General features: G+C 33.3%; 18 protein-coding genes and 1 other annotated feature. Of the genes, 16 read left to right on the top strand and 2 right to left on the bottom strand.

Annotated features, from left to right (window positions below):
• Positions 1-240: 240 nt before the first annotated feature.
• From BAU23_RS12285 to BAU23_RS12255, 7 genes are all read left to right on the top strand, one after another.
• On the top strand, positions 241-945 hold the full coding sequence (locus BAU23_RS12285; RefSeq protein ID WP_000276753.1) for a response regulator transcription factor: 705 nt from the start codon (positions 241-243) through the stop codon (positions 943-945).
• 2 nt (positions 946-947) lie between these two features.
• Positions 948-1,934, top strand: a complete 987-nt coding sequence (locus tag BAU23_RS12280) for a sensor histidine kinase (protein WP_071734553.1) — start codon at positions 948-950, stop codon at positions 1,932-1,934.
• Positions 1,935-2,061: 127 nt separating this feature from the next.
• Complete coding sequence (locus BAU23_RS12275; RefSeq protein ID WP_000404340.1) at positions 2,062-2,832, top strand: ABC transporter ATP-binding protein; 771 nt, start codon at positions 2,062-2,064, stop codon at positions 2,830-2,832.
• Complete coding sequence (locus BAU23_RS12270) at positions 2,807-4,747, top strand: FtsX-like permease family protein (protein ID WP_071734552.1); 1,941 nt, start codon at positions 2,807-2,809, stop codon at positions 4,745-4,747. The genes BAU23_RS12275 and BAU23_RS12270 overlap by 26 nt, the downstream gene beginning before the upstream one ends.
• A 35-nt stretch (positions 4,748-4,782) precedes the next feature.
• A complete protein-coding gene (locus BAU23_RS12265; RefSeq protein ID WP_000757439.1) occupies positions 4,783-5,463 on the top strand; it encodes a lipoprotein BA_5634 family protein in 681 nt (226 codons plus the stop codon).
• A gap of 202 nt (positions 5,464-5,665) precedes the next feature.
• Positions 5,666-6,199, top strand: coding sequence for an RNA polymerase sigma factor (locus BAU23_RS12260; RefSeq protein ID WP_000435497.1), 534 nt, complete (start codon positions 5,666-5,668; stop codon positions 6,197-6,199).
• Positions 6,189-7,016: an SH3 domain-containing protein gene (locus BAU23_RS12255; protein ID WP_071734551.1), complete on the top strand. Its 828-nt coding sequence runs from the start codon at positions 6,189-6,191 to the stop codon at positions 7,014-7,016. Before BAU23_RS12260 ends, BAU23_RS12255 begins: the two co-directional genes overlap by 11 nt.
• Positions 7,017-7,027: 11 nt before the next feature.
• Here BAU23_RS12255 and BAU23_RS12250 read toward each other — a convergent pair whose 3' ends face one another.
• The gene (locus BAU23_RS12250) at positions 7,028-8,794 is read right to left on the bottom strand and encodes a peptidoglycan D,D-transpeptidase FtsI family protein (RefSeq protein ID WP_071734550.1); all 1,767 of its coding nucleotides are present in this window, start codon (positions 8,792-8,794) and stop codon (positions 7,028-7,030) included.
• A gap of 401 nt (positions 8,795-9,195) precedes the next feature.
• Between BAU23_RS12250 and BAU23_RS12245 the strand changes: the two genes are divergently transcribed.
• Both BAU23_RS12245 and bla read left to right on the top strand, forming a co-directional pair.
• The gene (locus tag BAU23_RS12245) at positions 9,196-11,334 is read left to right on the top strand and encodes a peptidoglycan D,D-transpeptidase FtsI family protein (RefSeq protein WP_071734549.1); all 2,139 of its coding nucleotides are present in this window, start codon (positions 9,196-9,198) and stop codon (positions 11,332-11,334) included.
• A 281-nt stretch (positions 11,335-11,615) separates the two neighbouring features.
• On the top strand, positions 11,616-12,563 hold the full coding sequence (gene bla / locus BAU23_RS12240) for a class A beta-lactamase Bla1 (protein WP_390829934.1): 948 nt from the start codon (positions 11,616-11,618) through the stop codon (positions 12,561-12,563).
• Positions 12,564-12,809: 246 nt separating this feature from the next.
• Here bla and proC read toward each other — a convergent pair whose 3' ends face one another.
• On the bottom strand, positions 12,810-13,631 hold the full coding sequence (proC, locus tag BAU23_RS12235; RefSeq protein WP_071734548.1) for a pyrroline-5-carboxylate reductase: 822 nt from the start codon (positions 13,629-13,631) through the stop codon (positions 12,810-12,812).
• Between the two features lie 476 nt (positions 13,632-14,107).
• Positions 14,108-14,318 (top strand) — a binding site (T-box leader).
• Between the two features lie 144 nt (positions 14,319-14,462).
• Here proC and proB point away from each other — a divergent pair.
• The 7 genes from proB to BAU23_RS12200 all read left to right on the top strand — a co-directional run bounded on the left by proB (position 14,463) and on the right by BAU23_RS12200 (position 21,263).
• Complete coding sequence (gene proB / locus BAU23_RS12230; RefSeq protein ID WP_071734547.1) at positions 14,463-15,566, top strand: glutamate 5-kinase; 1,104 nt, start codon at positions 14,463-14,465, stop codon at positions 15,564-15,566.
• An 83-nt stretch (positions 15,567-15,649) separates the two neighbouring features.
• Positions 15,650-16,897, top strand: a complete 1,248-nt coding sequence (locus tag BAU23_RS12225; protein ID WP_071734546.1) for a glutamate-5-semialdehyde dehydrogenase — start codon at positions 15,650-15,652, stop codon at positions 16,895-16,897.
• A gap of 452 nt (positions 16,898-17,349) precedes the next feature.
• Positions 17,350-18,192, top strand: a complete 843-nt coding sequence (locus tag BAU23_RS12220; RefSeq protein WP_071734545.1) for a metallophosphoesterase — start codon at positions 17,350-17,352, stop codon at positions 18,190-18,192.
• A gap of 216 nt (positions 18,193-18,408) precedes the next feature.
• Positions 18,409-18,660, top strand: coding sequence for a hypothetical protein (locus BAU23_RS12215; protein WP_000548597.1), 252 nt, complete (start codon positions 18,409-18,411; stop codon positions 18,658-18,660).
• Positions 18,661-18,843: 183 nt separating this feature from the next.
• On the top strand, positions 18,844-19,569 hold the full coding sequence (locus BAU23_RS12210) for an ABC transporter ATP-binding protein (RefSeq protein WP_001187763.1): 726 nt from the start codon (positions 18,844-18,846) through the stop codon (positions 19,567-19,569).
• Positions 19,566-20,585, top strand: coding sequence for an ABC transporter permease (locus tag BAU23_RS12205; protein ID WP_001265604.1), 1,020 nt, complete (start codon positions 19,566-19,568; stop codon positions 20,583-20,585). Before BAU23_RS12210 ends, BAU23_RS12205 begins: the two co-directional genes overlap by 4 nt.
• A gap of 24 nt (positions 20,586-20,609) precedes the next feature.
• Complete coding sequence (locus BAU23_RS12200) at positions 20,610-21,263, top strand: TetR/AcrR family transcriptional regulator (protein ID WP_071734544.1); 654 nt, start codon at positions 20,610-20,612, stop codon at positions 21,261-21,263.
• Positions 21,264-22,521: the final 1,258 nt, after the last annotated feature.

Genomic DNA, 22,521 nt, shown 5'->3' with positions numbered 1-22,521 from the left:
AACTTTATTTTCAGAAACATTACAAAGCTGTTAGTTTGAAGTAAGGTTATTCAATATAAGTAAGAGGGAAATTTCTTTATACTAAAAGGTAAAAGTATATTTTATATTCTTACAAATAATAAACATATACTTTAACTAATCCCACTTAACGACCTTGCGGCATGTTTGAAGAGGGAGATTCCTACGGACACCGAGAAGGGAGTCTTCTGTCGGAAAAGATAAATAAAAGGAGCTTAATATATGTATAAAATTATGATTGTAGAAGATGACCAAAAAATTTCTAAATTACTTCAATCCCATATTAATAAGTACGGATATGAAGGGAATATTACAGAGGATTTTGAAAATGTTTTAGATAACTTTGTGAAAATTCAACCTGATTTAGTTTTATTAGATGTAAATTTACCTAGTTTTGATGGTTTTTACTGGTGCCGACAAATTAGAACGCTCTCAACTTGTCCCATTATATTTATATCAGCACGTAATGGAGAGATGGAGCAAGTTATGGCACTTGAACATGGTGCAGACGATTATATCACTAAACCGTTTCATTATGAAGTTGTAATGGCAAAAATCCGAAGTCATCTTCGAAGAATCTATGGGGAATATGCACCTAAAGCAGAAGAAAGAGTTGTTCAGCAATCTGGTTTAATACTTTATCCAGAAAAAATGGAATTAAAGCTAAATGATAGCATGTGTATTCTGTCTAAAAAAGAAACTGTTTTACTAGAAACTCTCTTACGACAATCTCCTAGCATTGTTAGTCGAGAGAAAATCTTAGAAAAACTTTGGGATGACTATACGTATGTAGATGATAATACTTTAAGTGTAAATGTTACACGTGTCCGAAAAAAATTAGAAGAAATCGGAATAAAAAATGCATTAGAAACAGTTCGTGGTGCAGGATATCGTCTGAAAATAACTTGGAAGAATGATGAGGTTTAATAATGAATTTATTTTTACGTGAACATATCCCTTTCATCTGTTTCTCAATTATTCAGCTATTTGTTGTTCTAACTGTTTATTGGCTGGATGGATATAATCATTTATCTACTGCATTATATAGTGTGTTTTTAGGAGGATGTTTTTTAATTGGGTATTTAGTTTATTGCTATTATAGCCATCGTAGATTTTATAAAAAATTATCCACTTCTTCAGAAACATTAGAGGAATCCTTAGAAGAACTGGATTCTACTCCATTATCAGTTGCACTTCAGCGAGTATTAGAAACACAATATAGTCAATATCATCAACAGTTAAGGACTTGGGAGTATAAACAAAAAGAACACCTTACATTTATTAATCAATGGGTGCATCAGATGAAAACGCCGTTATCAGTTATTGAACTGATCACACAAGAAGAGAATGGGGAGGTTTTTGAAAGTATTGTAGAAGAAGTAGATCAAATGCAGTATGGATTAGAAATGGTGTTATATATGGCGCGATTACAAACGTTTGAGCAAGATTTTTATGTGGAAAGAGTGTCATTACAGGATATTGTTCAAGAAGTAATCCGTGAAAATAAACGTTTATTTATCCGTAACTATGTATATCCAGAAGTGAAAATAAAACAAACTATTATGGTAGAAACCGATAGAAAGTGGCTTCGGTTTGTTATTCATCAAGTGATATCCAATGCCATTAAGTATTCAGCAGGAAGTAGAAAAAACGTTACTATTACTACATTAGAAGAAGAGCGCTCTGTAATCCTTACAATACAAGATCATGGTGTGGGAATTCCAAAGGAAGACCTTCCGAGAGTGTTCCGCCCATTTTATACGGGAATAAACGGGCGGAAATTTAAGGAATCTACTGGGATGGGATTATATCTTGTGAAAAGTATTATAAAAAGATTGGAGCATAATATTGAAATAAAGTCGGAAGTAGGAAAAGGAACAACAATTCGTATCATTTTCCCTTATGCAAATCGTTAGCATATATTTATTTTAACTTTTCAGAAATCTTACACACCTGTTAGATACATGAAAGGTTAATCGATATGAGAAGAAGGAAGGTTTAGATAAACTTAGGTTATCAAAAGATAATAAGGAGCAAAATGATATGGAAATATTAAAGGTCTGTGAACTGAGTAAAATCTATACAGGAAAGGTATCTTATGAAGCACTCTCCGACATTAATTTGAGTGTGAAAAAAGGGGAGTTTGTAGGAATAATGGGTCCATCAGGAAGTGGAAAAACTACTTTGTTGAATATGGTTTCTACTATTGATTCTCCCACATCAGGAAAAATATTGATTAATGGAGAAAATCCATATCAATTATCTCAAAATGAACTGGCATTATTTCGAAGACGTGAATTAGGTTTTGTGTTTCAGGCATTCAATCTTCTTACAACATTAACTGTAAAAGAAAATATTGTTCTTCCTCTGACGTTAGATGGTACCAAAGTTGAGGAAATGAATCGGAAGGTAGAAGGTATTGCAGAAAAATTAGGCATTCAAGATATATTAAATAAACGAACATATGAAATATCTGGTGGGCAAGCACAAAGAACAGCCATTGCACGTGCTCTAATTCATAAACCCAAATTATTACTAGCAGATGAACCGACGGGAAACTTAGATTCAAAAGCGGCTAATGATGTAATGGAGTTATTAAAACGATTAAATAAAGAACAAGATGCAACAATGATGCTTGTTACGCACGATCCAGTGGCTGCAAGTTTTTGTGATCGTGTTGTATTTATTAAAGACGGAAAATTGTATAACGAAATTTATAATGGAGAAAACCAACAATTGTTTTATCAAAAAATTATAGATGTACTTGCATTATTAGGAGGTCGTAAGCATGACTTTTCAAAGATTCGCTTTTAATAATATCATTCGAAGTAAGCGGACTTATGCTGCACACTTTCTAAGTAGCTCATTTTCAGTTATGGTTTTTTTCACATATTCACTCTTACTTTTCCATCCTGATTTACAAGGAGAACTAGTCTCCACAAGTAAAACAATGAGTCTATTAGGAACAATGGGTATGCAAATATCTCAATATCTCATTTTTATATTTTCATTTTTCTTTCTTTTATATTCGGTGAGTTCTTTTTTTAAAACAAGGAAAAAAGAATTTGGAATTTTAATCATGCATGGTATGACACCGGCGCAGTTAAACAAATTAATTTTTTTAGAAAATATGTTAATTGGAATCGGATCTATTATGTTTGGTATCTTAATTGGATTGATATTTGCAAAGCTCAATTTATTAGCAAGTGAAAATATATTAGCGATTGATAATGGACTTCCTTTTTATGTTCCTATAAAAGCTGTCTTTATGACAACTGGCGCATTTTTGATTCTGTTTCTAGTTATTTCTTTGTTTACTTCTAAGATGGTAAAAGGAAACAAGTTTATTGATTTGATGAAATCAGAGGAAAAACCAAAACCAGAGCCAAAGGCATCAAAAGCATTAGCATTTCTTTCCGTATTCTTCATTGGATTAGGGTATGGATGTGTGTTCTATTTCGTACTAGAAAGAAACTTCATTATGCCTTACTTACTTGGAGGGGTAGTCTTTGTAGTGATAGGGACATATTTTCTATTTTCACAGTTGAGTGTGTATGTAATACGAGTCTTAAAGAAAAAAGACACTTTGTTTTTTAATAAAACAAACCTGCTTACTATATCTGAATTGGCCTATCGTATGAAGGATAATACAACTATGTTCTTTATGCTAGCGATCGTTTCCGCTGTGGCCTTCACAGGGATTGGTACATGCCTAGCAATGGGAAATAAGGGATTAACCGAAATGACCAACCCATTTGCATTTACCTATACTTCGTTAGGAGATAATTTACAAGAAGAAGAGCACATTACAGAAATAAAAAAACAATTCACTCGCTCAAATTTCTCTTATCAGGTAGCGGTTACGAATCCTAAATTCACGGAAAATAATTTAGTGCTAATCAAAGTATCAGAGTATAACAAGTTTGCAAAAATCTTCGGATATGAAATGGAAAAGTTAGACAATGATCAACAAGCAATCATAGTACCATCAATAGTTTCGCAAAAGGAAAAGTATGCAAGAGGAAAAGATATACCTGAGAGAATAGATGTAGTACAGGAAAACTTGGAGATGTCTCTTCAGGTCAAGAAGGCGGTCCCATATATAGTTCTCCCAAATACAATTGGATCTATTATTGTTGTTTCGGATTCTTTGTACGATACAATCCCGAATAGAAAGACGGAAGATGATTCTTACGTAATGAAAAATCAATATGGATTTGTAGTGGGAAATTGGGAAAAATCAAGAGCGGTTACAAAAAAATTAGAAGCAACAATGGGTAATAATAATTCGGTGCAAACACATCATTATTTTGAAGCATTGTATTCCGAATGGATTTCTTCGAAACAAGAGAACGATATTTTACTTATCGTTAGTGTATTAGTAGGTATCGTATTCTTTACGTTCGCAGCCAGTCTTTTATATTTCCGACTATATGCAGATTTAGAACGGGAACAACAACAACAATATGAAATGATTGCGAAGGTCGGTCTAAGTAGAAGAGAGCTAAAGAAAATCGTAACGCGTCAGCTTACGTTAATGTTCTTCTTGCCTTTAATTATAGCGATTATTCATAGTGGTGTCGCTTTTATAGCCTTGCAACAGCTAATTGACTTCTCTGTTTTAAAGATGTCCATTTTAATTATACTAGCCTTTATATCCATTCAAAGTGTGTACTTTTTCACTGTCCGTTGGCGTTATTTACAACGGTTATATAAAAAAATAATGTAACGTATTGATAAAACAAGCAAAGAGGAGAAAAAGAAATGAAAAAAGTAATGAAAGTGTGTATGGCAGGAGTTGTATCAATTTCTATGTTAGGGGCTTGTTCTTTTGGAAAGAAAGAAGAACCAAGGAATGCCGCTTTATTGATTGGGGAAGAACAATCATTAAAAGAAATAGTAAGTCAACATAAAAGTGAAATTAAGACCAACACTTTATATAAAGTGAAAAAAGCAGAAACTGGTGGTAAACAACTATTAATTATGGATCGAAAAACTGCAGAGAAAATGGTTGAGATAGGTGTGTTGAGAGAATCAGATAATGATAATGAAGTATGGAGTTCAGATCCAATAAAGTCATTACCTTCAGCTCCAAAAGGTAAAGCTGTATTATTGGCTAGTAAGAAAAATAAAAAAATTAAGGAATTAACAATTAATGAAAAGAAAATAGAAGTCCAGTATGCTAGCGATACTTGGTTCGGTCACTATCGTAATTCAGATTATGAGGAGCTGATTGTAATTGTTGACAATACTACTTTCAATCAAATCCCTGTAAATGAAACATCAATGGAAATCCTTCATTTCAATAAATCGTATGGTGAAGATAGACCATATAACACAGATGATGTTACGGCTGTACAAGCAGAAACTGAATGGAAAAAACTCACTAAAACTATGGGGAGTCAAGTGGATGTATTAGATGCGGTTTCTATTATAAAAAAATAATGAAAATATATTTAATACGGAAAAACCAGGATGATTTTAAGAATTTATCCTGGTCTTTTTTATTACATTTTTTTAGAAATATCATCTGTCGAAAAAAAGATAAACAATGGAACAAATGAAACTTGTATCATGTCTATATATTGAAACCATATTAAAAGTGAGGGCAGTTTTATGTTTATTCAAATAAGTTTGAGGTGTGGAAATGGAACAGAAGTTTATTGAAAAATGTAATCATGATGAGCTTGAGTATGTTATAAAAGACTATTGGCAAGATGTATGGAATTATTCATTTATTATTACGAAAGATCCACACTTATCAGATGACATCACACAAGATGTATTTATTAAGGTTTTTAAACATTGGCATTCGTTTCGAAAGGAGTCATCTATTAAAACGTGGATATTAAAAATTACAAGAAATACGGCAATAAACTATTTGAAATCCTCTTATTTTAAAAGGATATCTTTAGTGGGATTTTTTAGTGACGATAAGCAATCTCCATCGGCAGAACAAGAATTTTTTAAGCAAGAAGAAATGAATGATGTATGGGATGTTGTATTAAAACTACCTAAAAAACACCGCGAAATACTAATATTGGACGCGAAATATGAATTGTCTTATGAAGAAATGGCTGAAACATTAGAGGTGTCAATTGGAACAGTCAAATCTAGATTAAGCCGAGCGAGAAGTAAGGTTTCAAAACTAATAGGGGAGGGTAGAAGTGATGAACAGTAAAAAAAATCCTGACTGGTATAGCAAATTAAAAAACGGACCAATGGAGCGTCGTAAAGATGAAGAAGAATTTATTAATAAAATAAAGCAATCGGTATACCAAAATAGTGAAGTAGATTCTGTAACATACAAGAGACCATTTCGTAAAAAAGCATTACCTATTGTAGTTGTTTTGGTTTGTACAATGTTATTTTTTATTGTACAACAACCTTGGCTTGATGATAATAAATCACCGGTACAAAGTAGTACTCAAATTAAGCCGAAAACAAAAGATGAGTCTGCTCAAGATCCATCATTAAAACAATTTATGAATGATTTATATCAAAGTACAAATTCAAAAAATGAAAATGACCTGTTTAGAGCTTTAAATGATGAAGTTCTATTTAAAGGGAAGAGTTATAAGAAGGATGAATTGAAGTTTGATGAAGATATTTTTCATGAGTTGCAAGTCGCTCTTACAATGGGAGGAGAATTTGCAAATGATACAAAAAAAGTATACAAAGTACCAAGTGGATTTACAGAAGGTAACCAACCAAAGCAAGCGCATTTTATATATGCAACTGTTACTGGAAATAAAACAAAAATTTTAGCTGAACCAAAACGAGAATCACAAGTTTTATATGAAGTATCTAATGAAATGGTAAAAGCTTGGATTCCAGAAAAGGTGCAGAATGATGGATATATAAAAATATCTACAATAAACGGTAATACTGGATATGTACAAAAAGAGTATGTTTTAACTGATATTAAGTATTCATTTATGTTTGAAAAGAATGATGCAGGTGAATGGAAAATAATAAATATAGATACTATATGGTAAAAGAGGAAGGTTCACTTTAATGAACCTTCCTCTTTGTTTTTATTTTCTTTTTGAAGCGTATTCCAGGACTCTAAAATTTCTGATGTAACGAGAGCAGCAATATTTTTTTCTGAATTACTACCAGGAATAACGACAGAAATAGCAATTTGTGGATCTTCGGTAGGAGCATATGCAATGAATAGAGAATGATTTATCATTCTTTCTTGCTCATTCGGAAAACCTGTAATACCCGTTTTACCTGCCACATGAAAGGGAAAGTTTTTAATCTCCTCTATATTTTGACTCATTCCACCTTGCACGACACTCCAAAATTTCATAGGATAACGATTGGAACTTTCTAAAATTGGCTTAAACTTTTTTGTTTCCTTACCGTCCTGACCAATAATAGCACTTACGATTTGAGGTTTATATTTATCACCTTTACTTGCCAAAGTTGCTGCATATTGAGCGAGTTGAAGAGGAGTATGCACTTCATTTCCTCCCCAAGAGGCATTTAATAAAGCGGAGATTCCATTTTCAAACTTATTAGATGGATGGAATTCATATTGTCCGTCTTCTTCAAAGGGTAAATCAATCCCGGTTTTAGAACGTAGGCCGAATTGCATTAAATAATCTGTCCATATATGTGCCACTTTTTCTATATTCCCATTATTTTGGTTGAATAAGGGCAGTGCTACTTTTGCTGTCATAAATGTGTTAGATGAATTAATGATAGCCTGCCTCGGTGTAATTTCACCAGTTGGCGTTCCAGGTGCATTCGTAATGTTATTTTGATTATCATACTGAAAACTACCCTTATCTAAATAAGTATCTTCAGGTTGAAAAAGCTTTTCGTTTAATCCAATTAAAATAGTAAGTGGCTTTATAGTAGAGGCCATATTTACATAATATTCACCGTACTTTAATTTTTGAATTGCTTTATTTTGCGAAAGTGATTTAATGTTTTCATTTTTAGATGATACATGTGTATTTAATGTATTTGGATTAAAAACTGCTGAGTTGGCCATAGTTAAAATTGCGCCAGTTTTTACATCGGTTACTACAACATAACCAGCATTAGCATCAGGTATTTTCTTAATTTGAGATCTTAATGCTTCCTCTGTTTTTTGCTGCAATTTAGAGTCTAAAGCTAGCCGGACATCTTTTCCTTTTTGTACTTTTTGAATGTTCCATAAGAACTTTTTATTATTCATTTTAAAAATCAGAGTTTTTCCGGGTTTTCCTTTTAAATCATTTTCATATTGAAGCTCAATCCCACTTTTCCCAACAGGTCCATACTTAGAATTAAGGTCATTTTCTACATATCCAATTAGTTGTGAACCAATTTCGTGTTTAGGATAATATCGGATCCATTCATCTTTGATTATTACATTATTGGGTTTGTTTTTGTTTATGAATGTAAGCTCACTCTCATTTATGTCAGAGTATAACGGTATATCATTCATAGTCTGCTTTTTACAAGATTGTTGTAATTGTGATTTTATGTCCTCTGTAGAAATATCATGTTGAAACTCGTTTGAAAATTGATTAAAAAAAGCTAATGTGTTTGATGTATCTTGATTCGATAGTTTTTCATCATTAGAAGTGCAATATAGAGACTTAACTTTCTTATTTGTAGCTAGTATTACACCATTTTGATCAAGAATTTTTCCTCTTTCAGCTGAAGAAGTCTCGGTAGTAATTGAAACGAAATTACTTTTTAACAAAATTATTAAAATCACACCTACAATAGAAAAAACCGCTATAAATCTCCATCTTTTTATTTTTATATGTAACATAAAACCCTCCCTTTTTAACCTATTCCATCTTATAGTTAATAATTTTTTTTGTAAATGTGGAACAACTTTATTATTTAGGTTGTCTATTAAGTATTACAGCATGAAGAAAGGAATAATCAGTATGAAAAGTTTTTAGCAAATTTATGTGTAAGTTTAATATGGGTCATTATACAGTTTAGTATTTCTAATATGAGCGACAAAAAAATAGAGAGAACAACAGGAAAGGAGGGTTATTAATTACGTGGCTAAACGAAAAGGAATTGACTCTTATAAGGATTTAGAAAAAAAGATAAGACACTATTTATAACTGAATGGTGGTTTCTAATATATAGGGAACGTATTTACTATATTTATTTACTAAGTATTAGTGAGGAGTTCCGGAAGAATTATATGGAGGATTTATGAAAAAACAAAAAGGAAATAAGCAGAAAACATATATATCTATTCGATTAAATATAATGTTCCTTTGCATATTTTTACTATTCTCAGCTATTATTGTTCAGCTTGGAAAGGTGCAAATTGTTGAAGGAGAGGCGTATAAGAACCAAGTGGAAAACAGTCAAAATGAAACAACTAGCATTCCGGTTCCACGTGGACAAATTCTAGACCGAGAAGGAAAAATGGTTGTTAATAATCGATCTCTTCGTACGATTACGTATACAAGGGTGAAGGGGATAACGAGTAAAGACATTTTAAAAACAGCAAAAGACTTGGCAATAGTACTTGAAATGCCTGAGCAAGATATAAATAAATTAACTGATATTGATAAAAAAGATTTCTGGATGCAATTGAATACAAAACGTGCGGAATCAAAGATTACTAAAAAAGACATAGGAAAGTTTAAAGAAAAGGGAATAGAGGGAAAAGAGCTAGACAAAAAAATTGAAGATTTAAGACGAAGTCGTGTGACAGAAGTGGAATTGGCAGAATTAACAGCACAAGATTTAAAAGTATTAGCTATTAAAAGTAGAATGAGTTCAGGTTATCAACTAACACCACAAATTATTAAAAAAGATGTAACAGATCAAGAGTATGCGCGCATAAGTGAAAACCTTACGGAGTTTCCAGGAGTAGATGCAGCAGTTGAGTGGGAACGTAATTATGTAAATGGTAATTTATTTCGTTCCGTGTTAGGTAATATTACAAGTAGTGAAGAAGGATTACCGAAAGAAAACTTAGATTCTTATTTGGTACGTGGATATAACCGTAATGATCGTGTAGGAAAAAGTTATATTGAACAACGATATGAAGATGTATTACACGGCACAAAAGAAGAAGTGAAAAACATTACTGATAAATCAGGAAACATTATAAACACAGAAATAATCTCTAAAGGAAAAAGTGGTAATAGTTTAACATTAACGATTGATATGGAATTACAAAAGAAAGTGGAAGAAAGTATTGAGAAAAATTTGAGAGCTTTTAAGAGTTCAGAGCCACTGTTGGACCGAGCTTTTGTCGTCATGACGAATCCAAATAATGGGCAGATTTTATCTATGGCAGGCAAAAAGATTGTAGAAAAAGAAGGGGAAATAGAGATTGAGGATTTAGCATTAGGTAACATGACAACTTCGTATGAGCTAGGGTCAGCTGTAAAAGGTGCTACTTTATTAACTGGATATGAGACAGGGGCAATACATCCAGGAGATCAATTTTATGATGCACCGATGAAATTTAAAGGTACACAAGCTAAGAAATCGTGGAATGTATCGGGATTTGGTAATATTAATGATTTACGAGCTTTACAAGTATCTTCGAATGTATACATGTTCCAGACAGCTTTAAAAATTGCGGGAGTTAATTACGTACCAAATGGTTCGTTGGATATTAAACAAGAAGCATTTGATACGATGCGCTATTATTTTAGACAATTTGGTTTAGGGGTCCCAACAGGTATTGATTTACCGAATGAAATAATTGGGCAAACTAGAAAAGTAGATAGTCAACCTGGATTTTTACTAGATTTTTCTATCGGTCAGTATGATACTTATACGCCATTGCAATTGGCACAATATATTTCAACTATTGCTAATGGCGGTTATAGAATGCAACCTCAAATTGTACAAGAAATACGAGAACAATCAATAAAAGAAGAAGAGGTTGGCAAAGTTATACGCTCAATAGAGCCTGTCGTATTAAATCGAGTTGATATGAAGAAAGAACATATTGATCGGATAAAAGAAGGGTTTAGATGGGTATTCCAAGAAGGTGATGGAACTGGTGTAAAGTATTTCAAAAATGCTTCATATAAACCAGCAGGAAAGACAGGGACAGCTCAAACTGTATATGGTGGAGATGATCCAATTGGTAGAAATGCAAAGGGAGAACGTATGGAATGTTACAACTTAACATTAGTTGGATATGCTCCATATGATAATCCAGAAGTAGCATTTTCTGTAGTAGTCCCGTGGCTTCATAATGATAAAAGTGGAATTAACTCTATAATTGGAAAGGAAGTTTTAGATGTATACTTTGATTTAAAACAGCAACGTATACATGGTGAAGCTGCTAGTACAGATAGTTCAAATAAAAATCAGTGAAATTTGGGTATCTTTCTTTAGGAAAGAGAACTATTACCAGGGCTGAAGAGACACTGTTTATATAAATCTGTTATAAACTAAAGAATAAAAATAAGATTTGAAATGAGAAATAGCAGCTACCATAGTTGTTATTTCTCATTTTTGTTAATACCTCTATTACTAGTTAAAGAATTTTTTTATTTATGGAACAAACTTGTTACTTAGAGAGTCTATTATGTGTACGTATAAAAACAGGTGTTCAAATTGGATACAGTGTATTGAATTTACCACTTGTTTTCAGTATTAAAAGTTTGAAAGGAATGATGATTTTGAAAAACAAGAGGATACTAAAAATAGGAATATGCGTTGGTATATTAGGTTTAAGTCTTACAAGCCTAGAAACTATTACAGGAGGGACATTGCAAGTTGAAGCGAAAGAAAAGACAGGGCAAGTGAAACATAAAAATCATGCGACGTATAAAGAATTTTCTCAACTTGAGAAAAAATTTGATGCTCGGTTAGGCGTGTATGCTATTGATACTGGCACAAATCGTACAATTGCATATCGACCTAATGAGAGGTTTGCCTATGCATCAACCTATAAGGCCTTAGCGGCAGGGGTATTGCTACAGCAAAACTCAATTGATAAATTAAATGAAGTTATCACTTATACGAAAGAAGACTTAGTTGAATATTCACCCATTACAGAGAAACATGTAGATACAGGCATGAAACTTGGGGAAATTGCAGAGGCAGCTGTTCGTTCCAGTGATAATACTGCCGGGAACATTGTATTTAATAAAATAGGCGGACCTAAAGGATATGAAAAAGCACTTAGACAGATGGGTGATCGTGTTACTATGGCTGATCGCTTTGAGCCAGAGTTAAACGAGGCTATTCCAGGGGACATTCGTGACACTAGTACAGCGAAAGCAATTGCTACGAATCTTAAAGCTTTTACGGTCGGAAATGCGCTTCCAGCTCATAAACGTAACATTTTTACAGAGTGGATGAAAGGAAATACTACAGGAGACAAACTTATTCGTGCAGGCGTACCAACTGACTGGATAGTTGGAGATAAATCAGGAGCTGGAAGTTATGGGACACGCAATGATATTGCTATCGTTTGGCCGCCAAATAGAGCACCCATTATCATCGCAATTTTATCTAGTAAAGATGAGAAAGAGGCTACCTATGATAATCAACTAATTGCAGAGGCTGCTGAAGTTGTAATCAATGCTCTTAGGTAATAAACTCTCAGTTTTCTCATTTCTTTCCCTAATTTTATTCAGAGTCTTATGCGGGGGAAAAGTTGGGGAGACTAGAGGGTAACAAATAGCATAAAATTATTTTAGAATAGTAAATAATAAAACGGACAAACTCAAGAAAGTATGAATTCGTCCGTTTTATTTGCTACTTATAATGAGGATTATCTAAACCAAATATGAATATGGTATACAATCACTTTAAAGCAAACGCAATTGTCCAATTTTATCTTAATTGTTTTTCGTTAGACTAGATAATTCAACAGATTTTTGAGTACAACGATTCATAGCTGAAATGACGGCTGTTCTTAAACCTTTTTCTTCTAATGTTGCTACAGCTTCTATAGTCGTTCCACCTGGAGAACAAACCATATCTTTCAATGCACCTGGATGTATCCCTGTCTCTAGTACCATTTTTGCAGAGCCTAATACAGCCTGGGCTGCGAATTTATATGCTTGATCTCTTGGCATGCCATTCAATACAGCAGCATCTGCCATGGCTTCTATAAACATATATACATAGGCTGGCGAAGAACCACTTACAGAAGTTACAACATCCATTAATTTTTCATTTACTATCTCTGTTTGGCCAAAACTATTAAAAATGTTTAATATATCTTCTAAATCTTTTTCTGTAACCAGTTCATTATGGCATAATGCAGACATTCCCTCGCCAACAAGAGCTGGTGTATTAGGCATTACTCTTACAATCTTTAACTTTCTACCAAAAGCATCCTCAGTACTCATAATGCTTTTTCCAGCAGCAATAGTTACGATTATTACATCACCATTTATTTGGTCTTTTATTTCGTTAATTACTGATAAGTATAAGTCTGGCTTGATTGACAAAATTAAAATATCAACATTTTCAGCTACCGCATTGTTGTCAGAAGTTATAGTTACGCCATATTTTTCGCTAGCATTTTTTAAATTTGTAACGTTTAAATCTGAACAAATTACTTTTTCTGAAGGCACTATATTTTCGTTTATCATCCCACCAATCATAGCCATCCCCATATTTCCACATCCGATGAATCCAATTTGTTTGTCCATAATAACTCGATCTGGCTCCTTTAATAATCAATTTTATCGGTTTTAAAATATTATTCTGAAAAAGTTAAATAATATCCCATACAATATAAAGAAATATTTTAAGAGAGTGTAGTCCTTTTTGCAATACTAAAAATTAATTAATTTTTTTGAAACTATATAAGTACATGCAGTATAATTTAATATTTTGTATTGTCTACACTAGATAACATCAAAAATCATGTTTGATAATAGCAAAACATTCTATTATTCGCATAAGGGATTAGGAGAAGTTGTAGGATTTGTGACATGACTAGTTCTATGTGTTGCATGCTAAAAAGCTGTATGTTGATTAATAATCGATAAGGTATAGTTAAATCCACATTTTTAAGAAATGGTGATGTTCATAATTTTATACTAAAAACTTGCCGCTCTATTTATTTTTAAAAATACTTCTTGACACCAAATCAAACTATATCGCATAATATAAAAAATTAAACCGAAAATCGTTGAAGGGAAATAGTACATATATCTTCTTGCGAAAGAGAGTGGAATTCACCGGCTGAAAGATTCCTCGTATAGAATATATCGAACCTATCCCTGAGTCTTAAATGAAAGTTTAGGCGTTCGCCTGCGTTATAGGCGCCAAGTGGATATCTATGTATATCAATTAAGGTGGTACCGCGGAACAATGACCGTTTCGTCCTTTTTATTTTATTAAGGGCGAAGCGGTCATTTTTATTTTGCTCTTAAATAGGCTAGGCGCAGCATTGAAAAGAATAGAATCGCTGCAAGCTGTATGACTAGAAGTGTAATTTATAAAAAACTTTGATTTTAGACTTGGAGGATAAAAAAGTGAAAAAAAAACGAATTGTTGTAAAGATTGGGAGTAGGTCCTTGGCAGATAGTCACGGAGGCATTTCTAAAGAACAACTTTCAGATCACGTTGCCGCATTGGCTCGATTGAAAGAGGAAGGGCATGAAGTTTTGTTAATTACATCTGGGGCTGTCGCTGCAGGTTTTTCTGCTCTAGGATATCCTAGCAGACCTGTGACAATTAAAGGAAAACAGGCTGCTGCGGCTGTCGGACAAAGTTTGTTAATGCAGGCGTACACGGAGGAATTCCGTAAGTATGGTATCGTTACTGCGCAGCTCTTGCTGACGAGAAGTGATTTTTCTAGAAAAGAACAATATAGTAATGCTTACGCTACTTTAGGAGAGTTACTAAACCGTTCTGCTCTTCCAATAATTAATGAAAATGATTCCATCTCTTTAGAGGAGCTGACGTTCGGTGATAATGATATGCTGTCAGCTTTAGTAAGCGGGCTTGTTTCGGCGGATATGCTTATGATTTTTACGGATGTGAACGGTTTATATGACAAAAATCCTCAGAAAAATGCAGATGCGAAAAAATATTATTTTCTTCCTGAAGTTACGGAAGAAATCGCTTCTCTTGCAGGAGATGCTGGATCAAAACTTGGGACTGGCGGTATGAAATCAAAAATTGATGCTGCGAAGACAGCACTCTCTCTTGGCGTGAGTGTATTTATCGGAACAGGACGTGGACAAGAGAAGTTTGTAGATGTTTTGAAGGGCAAAGGTGACGGGACGTATGTCGGAAATGCTCCTCAAAAAGAAGTGAAGATGAACAAGCAATGGATCGCCTTGCATTCGCTTGTTAGCGGACAAATTGAAGTAGATGCCGGAGCAGCTACTGCTATCATTCAGCATGGTAAGAGTCTTCTTCCTGCTGGTGTTACGAATGTGTCAGGATTTTTCAAAGTGGGTGAAGTCGTAGAAGTAATCACGCAACAAGGGCGCGTAATTGGAAAAGGACAATGCACATATAACGCAGAGGAACTAGGGGCTGTAAAAGGTATGCAAAGCCAAGATATTCAAGCAAGAGGCGAAAGGCATAATTATGAAGTCATTCATAGGGATCATTGGGTTTCATTTTAAGCTTTAATTCTAATACAAGAAAGATTTAGATACTGGTGTTAAAGGGCTCTTAAACTGTAATCTTTAAAAAGGAGGAAATAAAAATGAATGAAGTGTTGGCAAAGGGAAAAAAAGCGAAAGAAATTGCTAGGGATCTTGTGCTTAAATCAACCAATCAAAAAAACGAAGCACTTGCTTCAATTGCTGAAAGGCTAATAGTAGAAACAGCTTATATTTTAGAGGAAAACAAACGGGATATTGAAGAAGGTAAGGCGAAAGGATTTTCTCATTCTCTTCTTGATCGTCTTATGCTCAATGAGCAGCGTATTATTGATATGGCAGAAGGAATTAAGCAGCTAATTGAATTACGTGATCCTGTTGGAGAATGTGTAAGCGAATGGGAGCGACCAAATGGACTATCTATTCAGGAGATGCGTGTACCACTTGGTGTTGTTGGGATGATTTACGAGGCAAGGCCAAATGTAACGGTAGATGCTGCTACAATATGTTTGAAAACAGGAAATGCAGTCATTTTACGTGGTAGCTCTTCTGCTATCAATTCTAACAAAGCCATCGTTGCCGTTATTCACCGAGCGCTCAAACAAACAAGCTTGCCTCCAGAAAGTGTACAGCTAATAGAAGATACAACGCGAGATAGTGCAAAGCAGTTGTTTACATTGAATGGGTACTTAGATGTTCTTATTCCAAGAGGTGGCAAACAATTAATAGATACTGTAGTGAGAGAAGCATCTGTTCCAGTACTCGAAACAGGTGCGGGAAATTGTCATATTTTCATTGATGAAACAGCGAATAAACAAATGGCAATTGATATTATTATAAATGCAAAAACGCAGCGTCCATCTGTATGTAATACCATTGAAACGATTATACTTCATGAGAACTGGGTGCAGCAATTCGGTAGCGAGTTGTTTTCTTCTTTGAAGGAAAGAGGCGTGGAGCTACGAGGTGATCAGAAAGCATTTGCAATTGATTCTTCAATTGTACTTGCTTCAGAAGAAGACTGGGGGACAGAATTTTTATCTCTTACGCTGGCAGTTAAAGTAGTTTCTTCTATAGAAGAAGCGATTCATCACATAAATACGTATGGATCTATGCATTCCGAAGCGATTATTACAGAGAAGGAGGAAAACGTCGGCAAATTTTTCACAGCTGTTGATGCGGCAGCACTTTATCATAATGCATCAACTCGTTTTACTGATGGATCTGAATTCGGATTTGGAGCAGAAATTGGCATCAGTACACAAAAGCTACATGTAAGGGGTCCAATGGGGCTTCCTGCATTGACTTCTACAAAATATGTGATCCGTGGAAATGGACAGATTCGGAGATAATAAATATAGGGGAAGAGAAAAAAGCTACATGCCTACTAAAACGAGACAGGTTGAGCTTTAAGCAAAATGCGTATGCTGAGGGTTTTTAAATTGATAACATTAAAATAGAAAGAGGACTGGAATACGGTCCTTTTTGTTTTTTATCGAAGCGTCATGCTCGTGAAAATTTTTTAATAAAAGGGCATATCTATAAGTTGAAATAGGCGATTCTTTTTCTATTAAGGTTACATTAGCGTTAATATCGAATATATAAAAGGAAGACATACGAAGCTATACAAGGTTCCAATGATACGGGTGATCAGAACTCAATATTTGTGTTATCGTTACGGAAAGCAGTTTAATACATATTAAAGTAATAAAGTAGTAAGGAAATATTAATGGATTTTGGTGCGGAAATAAAAAAGAGAAATCATGCTATATGTTAAATTAATGAAAACCTTTTAGGAGAAACTATGAAAAAAAATATTAATAAAATCATATTGATTATTGGTACGTTAGTGGGTATTAGTATATTTTTATATTTACAGAACAACTTAATAAGTGTAAGTGAAATTAAAATAACATCTAGCAAAATTCCTTCCTCTTTTAAAGGCTTTAAAATCCTCCAGCTTTCAGACTTACATAATAAAAAGTTTGGTGATAATCAAGACGTGTTAATTAAAAAAGTAAAAAGTATTCAACCTGACATCATTACTATAACAGGTGATTTAATAGATAGTAAGTCATACGATGCAGAAGTTAGTTTGCAAGTAATACGAGAGCTTGTAAAGGAGTATCCGGTATATTTTGTGACAGGAAATCATGAAAAGTGGTCAGGACAATATAACAATTTAGAGAAAGAATTGAAGAAACATCATGTCACTGTTTTAAGAAATGAACATATAAACATTCAAAAAGACGGACAGGAAATATATTTGTTAGGTATAGATAATCCTGAGTTTACTAGTGGAAATCATAATGAAGGATCTATAGTGAAAAATGAGATTGCTAAAGCGAAAAATGAAGTAAATCCAGATGGATATAAGGTACTGCTTTCTCATAGACCTGAATTTTTAAATGTGTATACTGAGGAAAAAATAGATTTAGTTTTATCTGGACATGCCCATGGCGGACAAGTAAGGCTACCATTTATAGGTGGGCTGGTTGCTCCTAATCAAGGTATACTACCTAAATATACAGCGGGTTTATATGAAAAACAAAATACATCAATGATAGTTAGTAGAGGATTAGGTAATAGCATCATTCCGCAAAGAATCTTTAATAGACCCGAGATTGTAGTCGTACAGTTAAATTAATCTGTACGGCTTTTTTGTTCAGGAAAATAATTTAAAGCTAAATTTTCTTCAGTACAAGTTTCCATTACAATTTTGTTAAAATTTTTCCACGTTACATAAAGTAACAAAATTTGACCTATTGAGTTTGTTATAGTGTAAATAATCAAAAAACTTAAAAATTAGTCGAGTTAAAATAGTTATTATTAAACGATATTAAAAATATAAAGGGGTGTACAAATGCATAAAGAATTTGAAATTGAGGAATATACGGCGATTGAGGAGCAAATTCATTATTATAGTAAGTCTTTATTAGTAAGTCATCCTGAGCAAATTGTAAAGTATTTAGAAAAACGGTTAGAAAAGTATGCAGAAACGTTACAATATGCACATTTATATCCGGAAACGGTTATATTACCAATACAGCAAATAGTTATCGAATATTCATTAGATGTTGCTAGAATTAGAAGGTATTTAAATTTAAAAACATAACTAAAATCGAATAATTTACAATGAAACAGAGTCGACTTTCAGAAAAGGTATTCTAATGTCGACTCTGTTTCATTGTTTTAGTAAATAACAGAAAAATATTTATTTGTAAAGTTTGACATATAATAATTCGAGAGTAAAATAAAAGTGAGTACTCACTCATTTTATAGAAAAGGGGGATTTTTAGTGCAACAATCTTCAATTATTTTACGAGATGTATCAAAAAGTTTTGGAAAAAAAGAAGTTTTGCATAACCTTTCGTTGCAAGTAGAAAAAGCAGAAATTTTTGGATTGGTTGGACCTTCCGGATCAGGGAAAACAACACTCATTAAAATGATTGCAGGTATTAATGAGTCAACTACAGGAAATGTAATTGTTTTTAATACAAACATGCCTAATTTAAATGGCATGAAAAAAATTGGTTATATGGCTCAGGCTGATGCATTATATGAAGAACTATCGGCATATGAAAATGCAGATTTTATTGCAACGATGTATGGGTTAAAAGGTAAGCGTAAGAAAGAGAGAATTGTAGAAGTTTTTGAACTTGTGCAATTATCCGAGCATATGAAAATGCAAGTACAGCAATTTTCAGGTGGAATGAAAAAACGTTTATCATTGGCGATAGCACTCCTACATGAACCAGAAATATTGATTTTAGATGAGCCAACAGTTGGGATTGATCCACTTCTTCGAAAATCGATTTGGGAAAAGTTTTATGATCTTAAAAAGAAAGGGACAACTATTATTGTAACAACGCACATTATGGATGAAGCAGAGTTTTGCGAACGTCTAGGGCTAATTAGAGAAGGGAAGTTAGTTGCGATTGGTACACCTGAGGAATTAAAAAAACAAACATCATCAGGACGAATTGAAGATGTCTTTATGTTAGAAGGAGTGATTGAATCATGAGAGTCAATGGTGTAGTCATCCGAATCATCCGTCAATTTTTTCGAGATAAACGTTCTTTAGCAATGATGTTTGGGGCACCAATGTTATTACTTTGGTTATTGTCGCTAATATTTACACAAAAAGACTATACACCGCATATCGCTGTAGTCGATGTGCCTGCTCCTATAGTAAAAACGATGAAAAACCAAGAAGCCTCAATTTATGAATACGGGAAAGAGAAAGCAATTTCTGAGTTAGAAAAACAAAAGGTAGATGCAGTAATTTATTTAGAGAATGGGAAAATGAATCTTCTGTTAGAAGGCAGTGATTCTTCAAAAAATCGTGCTGTACTCCAAGTGTTGCAAAAGAGTACAGAAAAGAATGATGTATCAGTTATGAAGCCTGAAGTGAATTACTTACATGGCTCTAAAGACATTACGATGTTTGATGGGCTCGGTCCCGTATTAATTGGTTTCTTTACATTTTTCTTTGTATTTATATTGTCGGGAGTTTCTTTTGTAAGAGAACGGTTAAGTGGCACATTAGAGAGATTATTGTCCACGCCGGTGAGAAGATGGGAAATAGTTGTAGGATATATTATTGGTTTTGGAATCTTTGCATTTATACAATCTATTATTATTGTAAGTTTTTCAGTTTATATTTTAGATTTATATGTAGCTGGCTCAATATGGCTAACGCTACTTATAACATGTATGCTTTCTTTAACTGCATTAACATTAGGTACATTTTTATCGGCATACGCAAATAATGAATTTCAAATGATTCAGTTTATACCGCTTGTAATTGTACCTCAAGTCTTCTTTTCTGGATTGTTTCCAATGGAATCCATGAATAAGTGGTTGCAAATGTTAGGTAAATTATTTCCACTCACGTATGGTGCTGACGCAATGAGACAAGTAATGATTCGGAATCAAGGATTTACAGAAATTGCTTTAGATCTTACTGTTTTACTTCTTTTTTCACTATTATTTGCAGTAGGAAATGTATTTGCTTTAAAGAAACATCGCAGAATATAATGAAGACAAAAAGGAGCATTATAAATGAAGAAGGATTGGCTGGAAGAATTAGTTGCCGCAACGAATACTGATAAACGTAATCAACGTCAAATGCGTATATTAGAGGCAGCTGTTGATATGTTTGGAGAAAAAGGATACGCCTCAACTTCAACGAGTGAAATTGCAAAGCGTGCGGGTGTAGCGGAAGGAACAATCTTCCGCTACTATAAAACGAAAAAAGATTTATTGTTTGCAGTCGTAATGCCGACTTTAACAAAGTTCGCTGCGCCATTTTTCATACAAGCTTTTGCAAAAGAGATATTTAAAAAGGATTATAAATCGTATGAAGGACTTTTAAGAGTAGTAATTCATAATAGATTTGAATTTGCCAAAAAGCACTTTCCAATGATAAAAATATTGATTCAAGAAGTACCATTTCAGCCGGAACTAAAAAGTGAAATACAACAATTAGTAGAAACAGAACTGCTTTCACATTTTAAAAAGTTAATTGTAAAGTTTCAAGAAGAAGGGGAAATTATTGAACTTCCCCCATCTTCCGTATTACGTCTTACTTTATCAGCTGTACTAGGATTTCTCTTAACGAGGTTTTTATTATTGCCTGAAGAGAAATGGGATGATGAAGTGGAAATTGAAAATACGATTCAATTTATATTATATGGACTAACGCCACGGAGGTAATGAAATAAATTATGTGAAATTTTCCGATTGCTCAAGTTGCATAAAGGAACGAATTGCTGTTGGGACGGGCTAATACACACCTACCGCTAATCCTTCTAGAAAACCTGAATTCAAACGCTGATATAACGATAACGGCTCTTCGGCCATCTGATCATGCTGGATTAGTGGTGAATCTAGTTGTTTAATACAGACTTTCAATAAGAACTACAAAAGATACACGAAATTCAAAGCAATCGATATATAATCGATTGCTTTTTTTCTATTTCAGAAGAGGAGCGTAACTTAATATTGGCTAAGTTAAAAGAACTAAGACAAAAAAACATAACAATAGGCTACAGGATGAATTAACGTAAGAACTCGATGTGAATCGGACAACGCTTTGGAGTGACCTGAAAAGTAGCGGACTTTATGGCCTTCCAAAACGAAATCATTGATAGTTTTCTAGCAGAAAAGCAGGAGTAAGTATACGCACAGTTTATGAATTTAATTGGATTGATTTTTAGATAATAGTCGAGTTGATAAAGGTAATTTTACACGACATGAAATAAAAACGAAAAAATTGATTAAATTAAACGTTAAAATTATGTGATTAAGAAAAGAGATTGTCGAATTTTATTATTCGGGAACATTTCTTTAAAAGTCTTTTAACAATCGCACATTTTAAAACGTTAGAAATTAATTGAAATATGAATGCCATTTAAACTTATAACTTGATTAAAGATCTTTATTTATGGCACATAACAAAGTGAAGGATAAAAAATTAGGATGCAATGTTACTAACGTTAAAGGTAGTATTTGAAAATCATGAGAGGATCTTTTATTAGTTATTAATGCATACGCCGCTATATATATCAAATTGAAATGTATGTGAGCATATTTTCAGGTATTATAAAACACAGTTTAAAAATAGCATGAGCATTTGCTGAGGTATTTCATAAATATGCAGGAAAGTGAAAAACACTTAGCGGTTTGATGAAAAGTATTATTAAAAAACATATTTCGAAATATTCTCAGAAACGATAGTGATAATTTCTGATTCGGAAAAAGATAGAGATTATTAAACAAAATAATACATATTTCGACACAAAACATCCTATGTTGTTGTAGAACAATGTAGGAATTTTTTTGTGCATTGGTACAGAATCTGTTTTAAAATTAAGTTATGACAGAATTATAGCAATTGTCTAACTAATATTCGTGTCTTTTAATAAGTAATGTTTGTAGTAGTAACTCGCACGCTGTCGAAACTCAATATTCG

The organism is Bacillus nitratireducens, assembly GCF_001884135.1.
Taxonomy (GTDB): Bacteria; Bacillota; Bacilli; order Bacillales; family Bacillaceae_G; genus Bacillus_A; species Bacillus_A nitratireducens.
This window is presented reverse-complemented; position numbering and strand designations above follow the sequence as displayed.

Excerpts from the sequence above, each read along its gene's own strand:
- BAU23_RS12220 (WP_071734545.1), top strand. The coding sequence starts at position 17,350 with ATGAAAAAAAATATTAATAAAATCATATTGATTATTGGTACGTTAGTG.
- BAU23_RS12275 (WP_000404340.1), top strand. The coding sequence starts at position 2,062 with ATGGAAATATTAAAGGTCTGTGAACTGAGTAAAATCTATACAGGAAAG.
- BAU23_RS12205 (WP_001265604.1), top strand. The coding sequence starts at position 19,566 with ATGAGAGTCAATGGTGTAGTCATCCGAATCATCCGTCAATTTTTTCGA.
- BAU23_RS12285 (WP_000276753.1), top strand. The coding sequence starts at position 241 with ATGTATAAAATTATGATTGTAGAAGATGACCAAAAAATTTCTAAATTA.
- BAU23_RS12270 (WP_071734552.1), top strand. The coding sequence starts at position 2,807 with ATGACTTTTCAAAGATTCGCTTTTAATAATATCATTCGAAGTAAGCGG.
- BAU23_RS12215 (WP_000548597.1), top strand. The coding sequence starts at position 18,409 with ATGCATAAAGAATTTGAAATTGAGGAATATACGGCGATTGAGGAGCAA.
- proC (WP_071734548.1), bottom strand. The coding sequence starts at position 13,631 with ATGGACAAACAAATTGGATTCATCGGATGTGGAAATATGGGGATGGCT.
- BAU23_RS12280 (WP_071734553.1), top strand. The coding sequence starts at position 948 with ATGAATTTATTTTTACGTGAACATATCCCTTTCATCTGTTTCTCAATT.
- BAU23_RS12200 (WP_071734544.1), top strand. The coding sequence starts at position 20,610 with ATGAAGAAGGATTGGCTGGAAGAATTAGTTGCCGCAACGAATACTGAT.
- BAU23_RS12255 (WP_071734551.1), top strand. The coding sequence starts at position 6,189 with ATGAACAGTAAAAAAAATCCTGACTGGTATAGCAAATTAAAAAACGGA.
- BAU23_RS12260 (WP_000435497.1), top strand. The coding sequence starts at position 5,666 with ATGGAACAGAAGTTTATTGAAAAATGTAATCATGATGAGCTTGAGTAT.
- BAU23_RS12265 (WP_000757439.1), top strand. The coding sequence starts at position 4,783 with ATGAAAAAAGTAATGAAAGTGTGTATGGCAGGAGTTGTATCAATTTCT.
- BAU23_RS12245 (WP_071734549.1), top strand. The coding sequence starts at position 9,196 with ATGAAAAAACAAAAAGGAAATAAGCAGAAAACATATATATCTATTCGA.
- BAU23_RS12250 (WP_071734550.1), bottom strand. The coding sequence starts at position 8,794 with ATGTTACATATAAAAATAAAAAGATGGAGATTTATAGCGGTTTTTTCT.
- BAU23_RS12225 (WP_071734546.1), top strand. The coding sequence starts at position 15,650 with ATGAATGAAGTGTTGGCAAAGGGAAAAAAAGCGAAAGAAATTGCTAGG.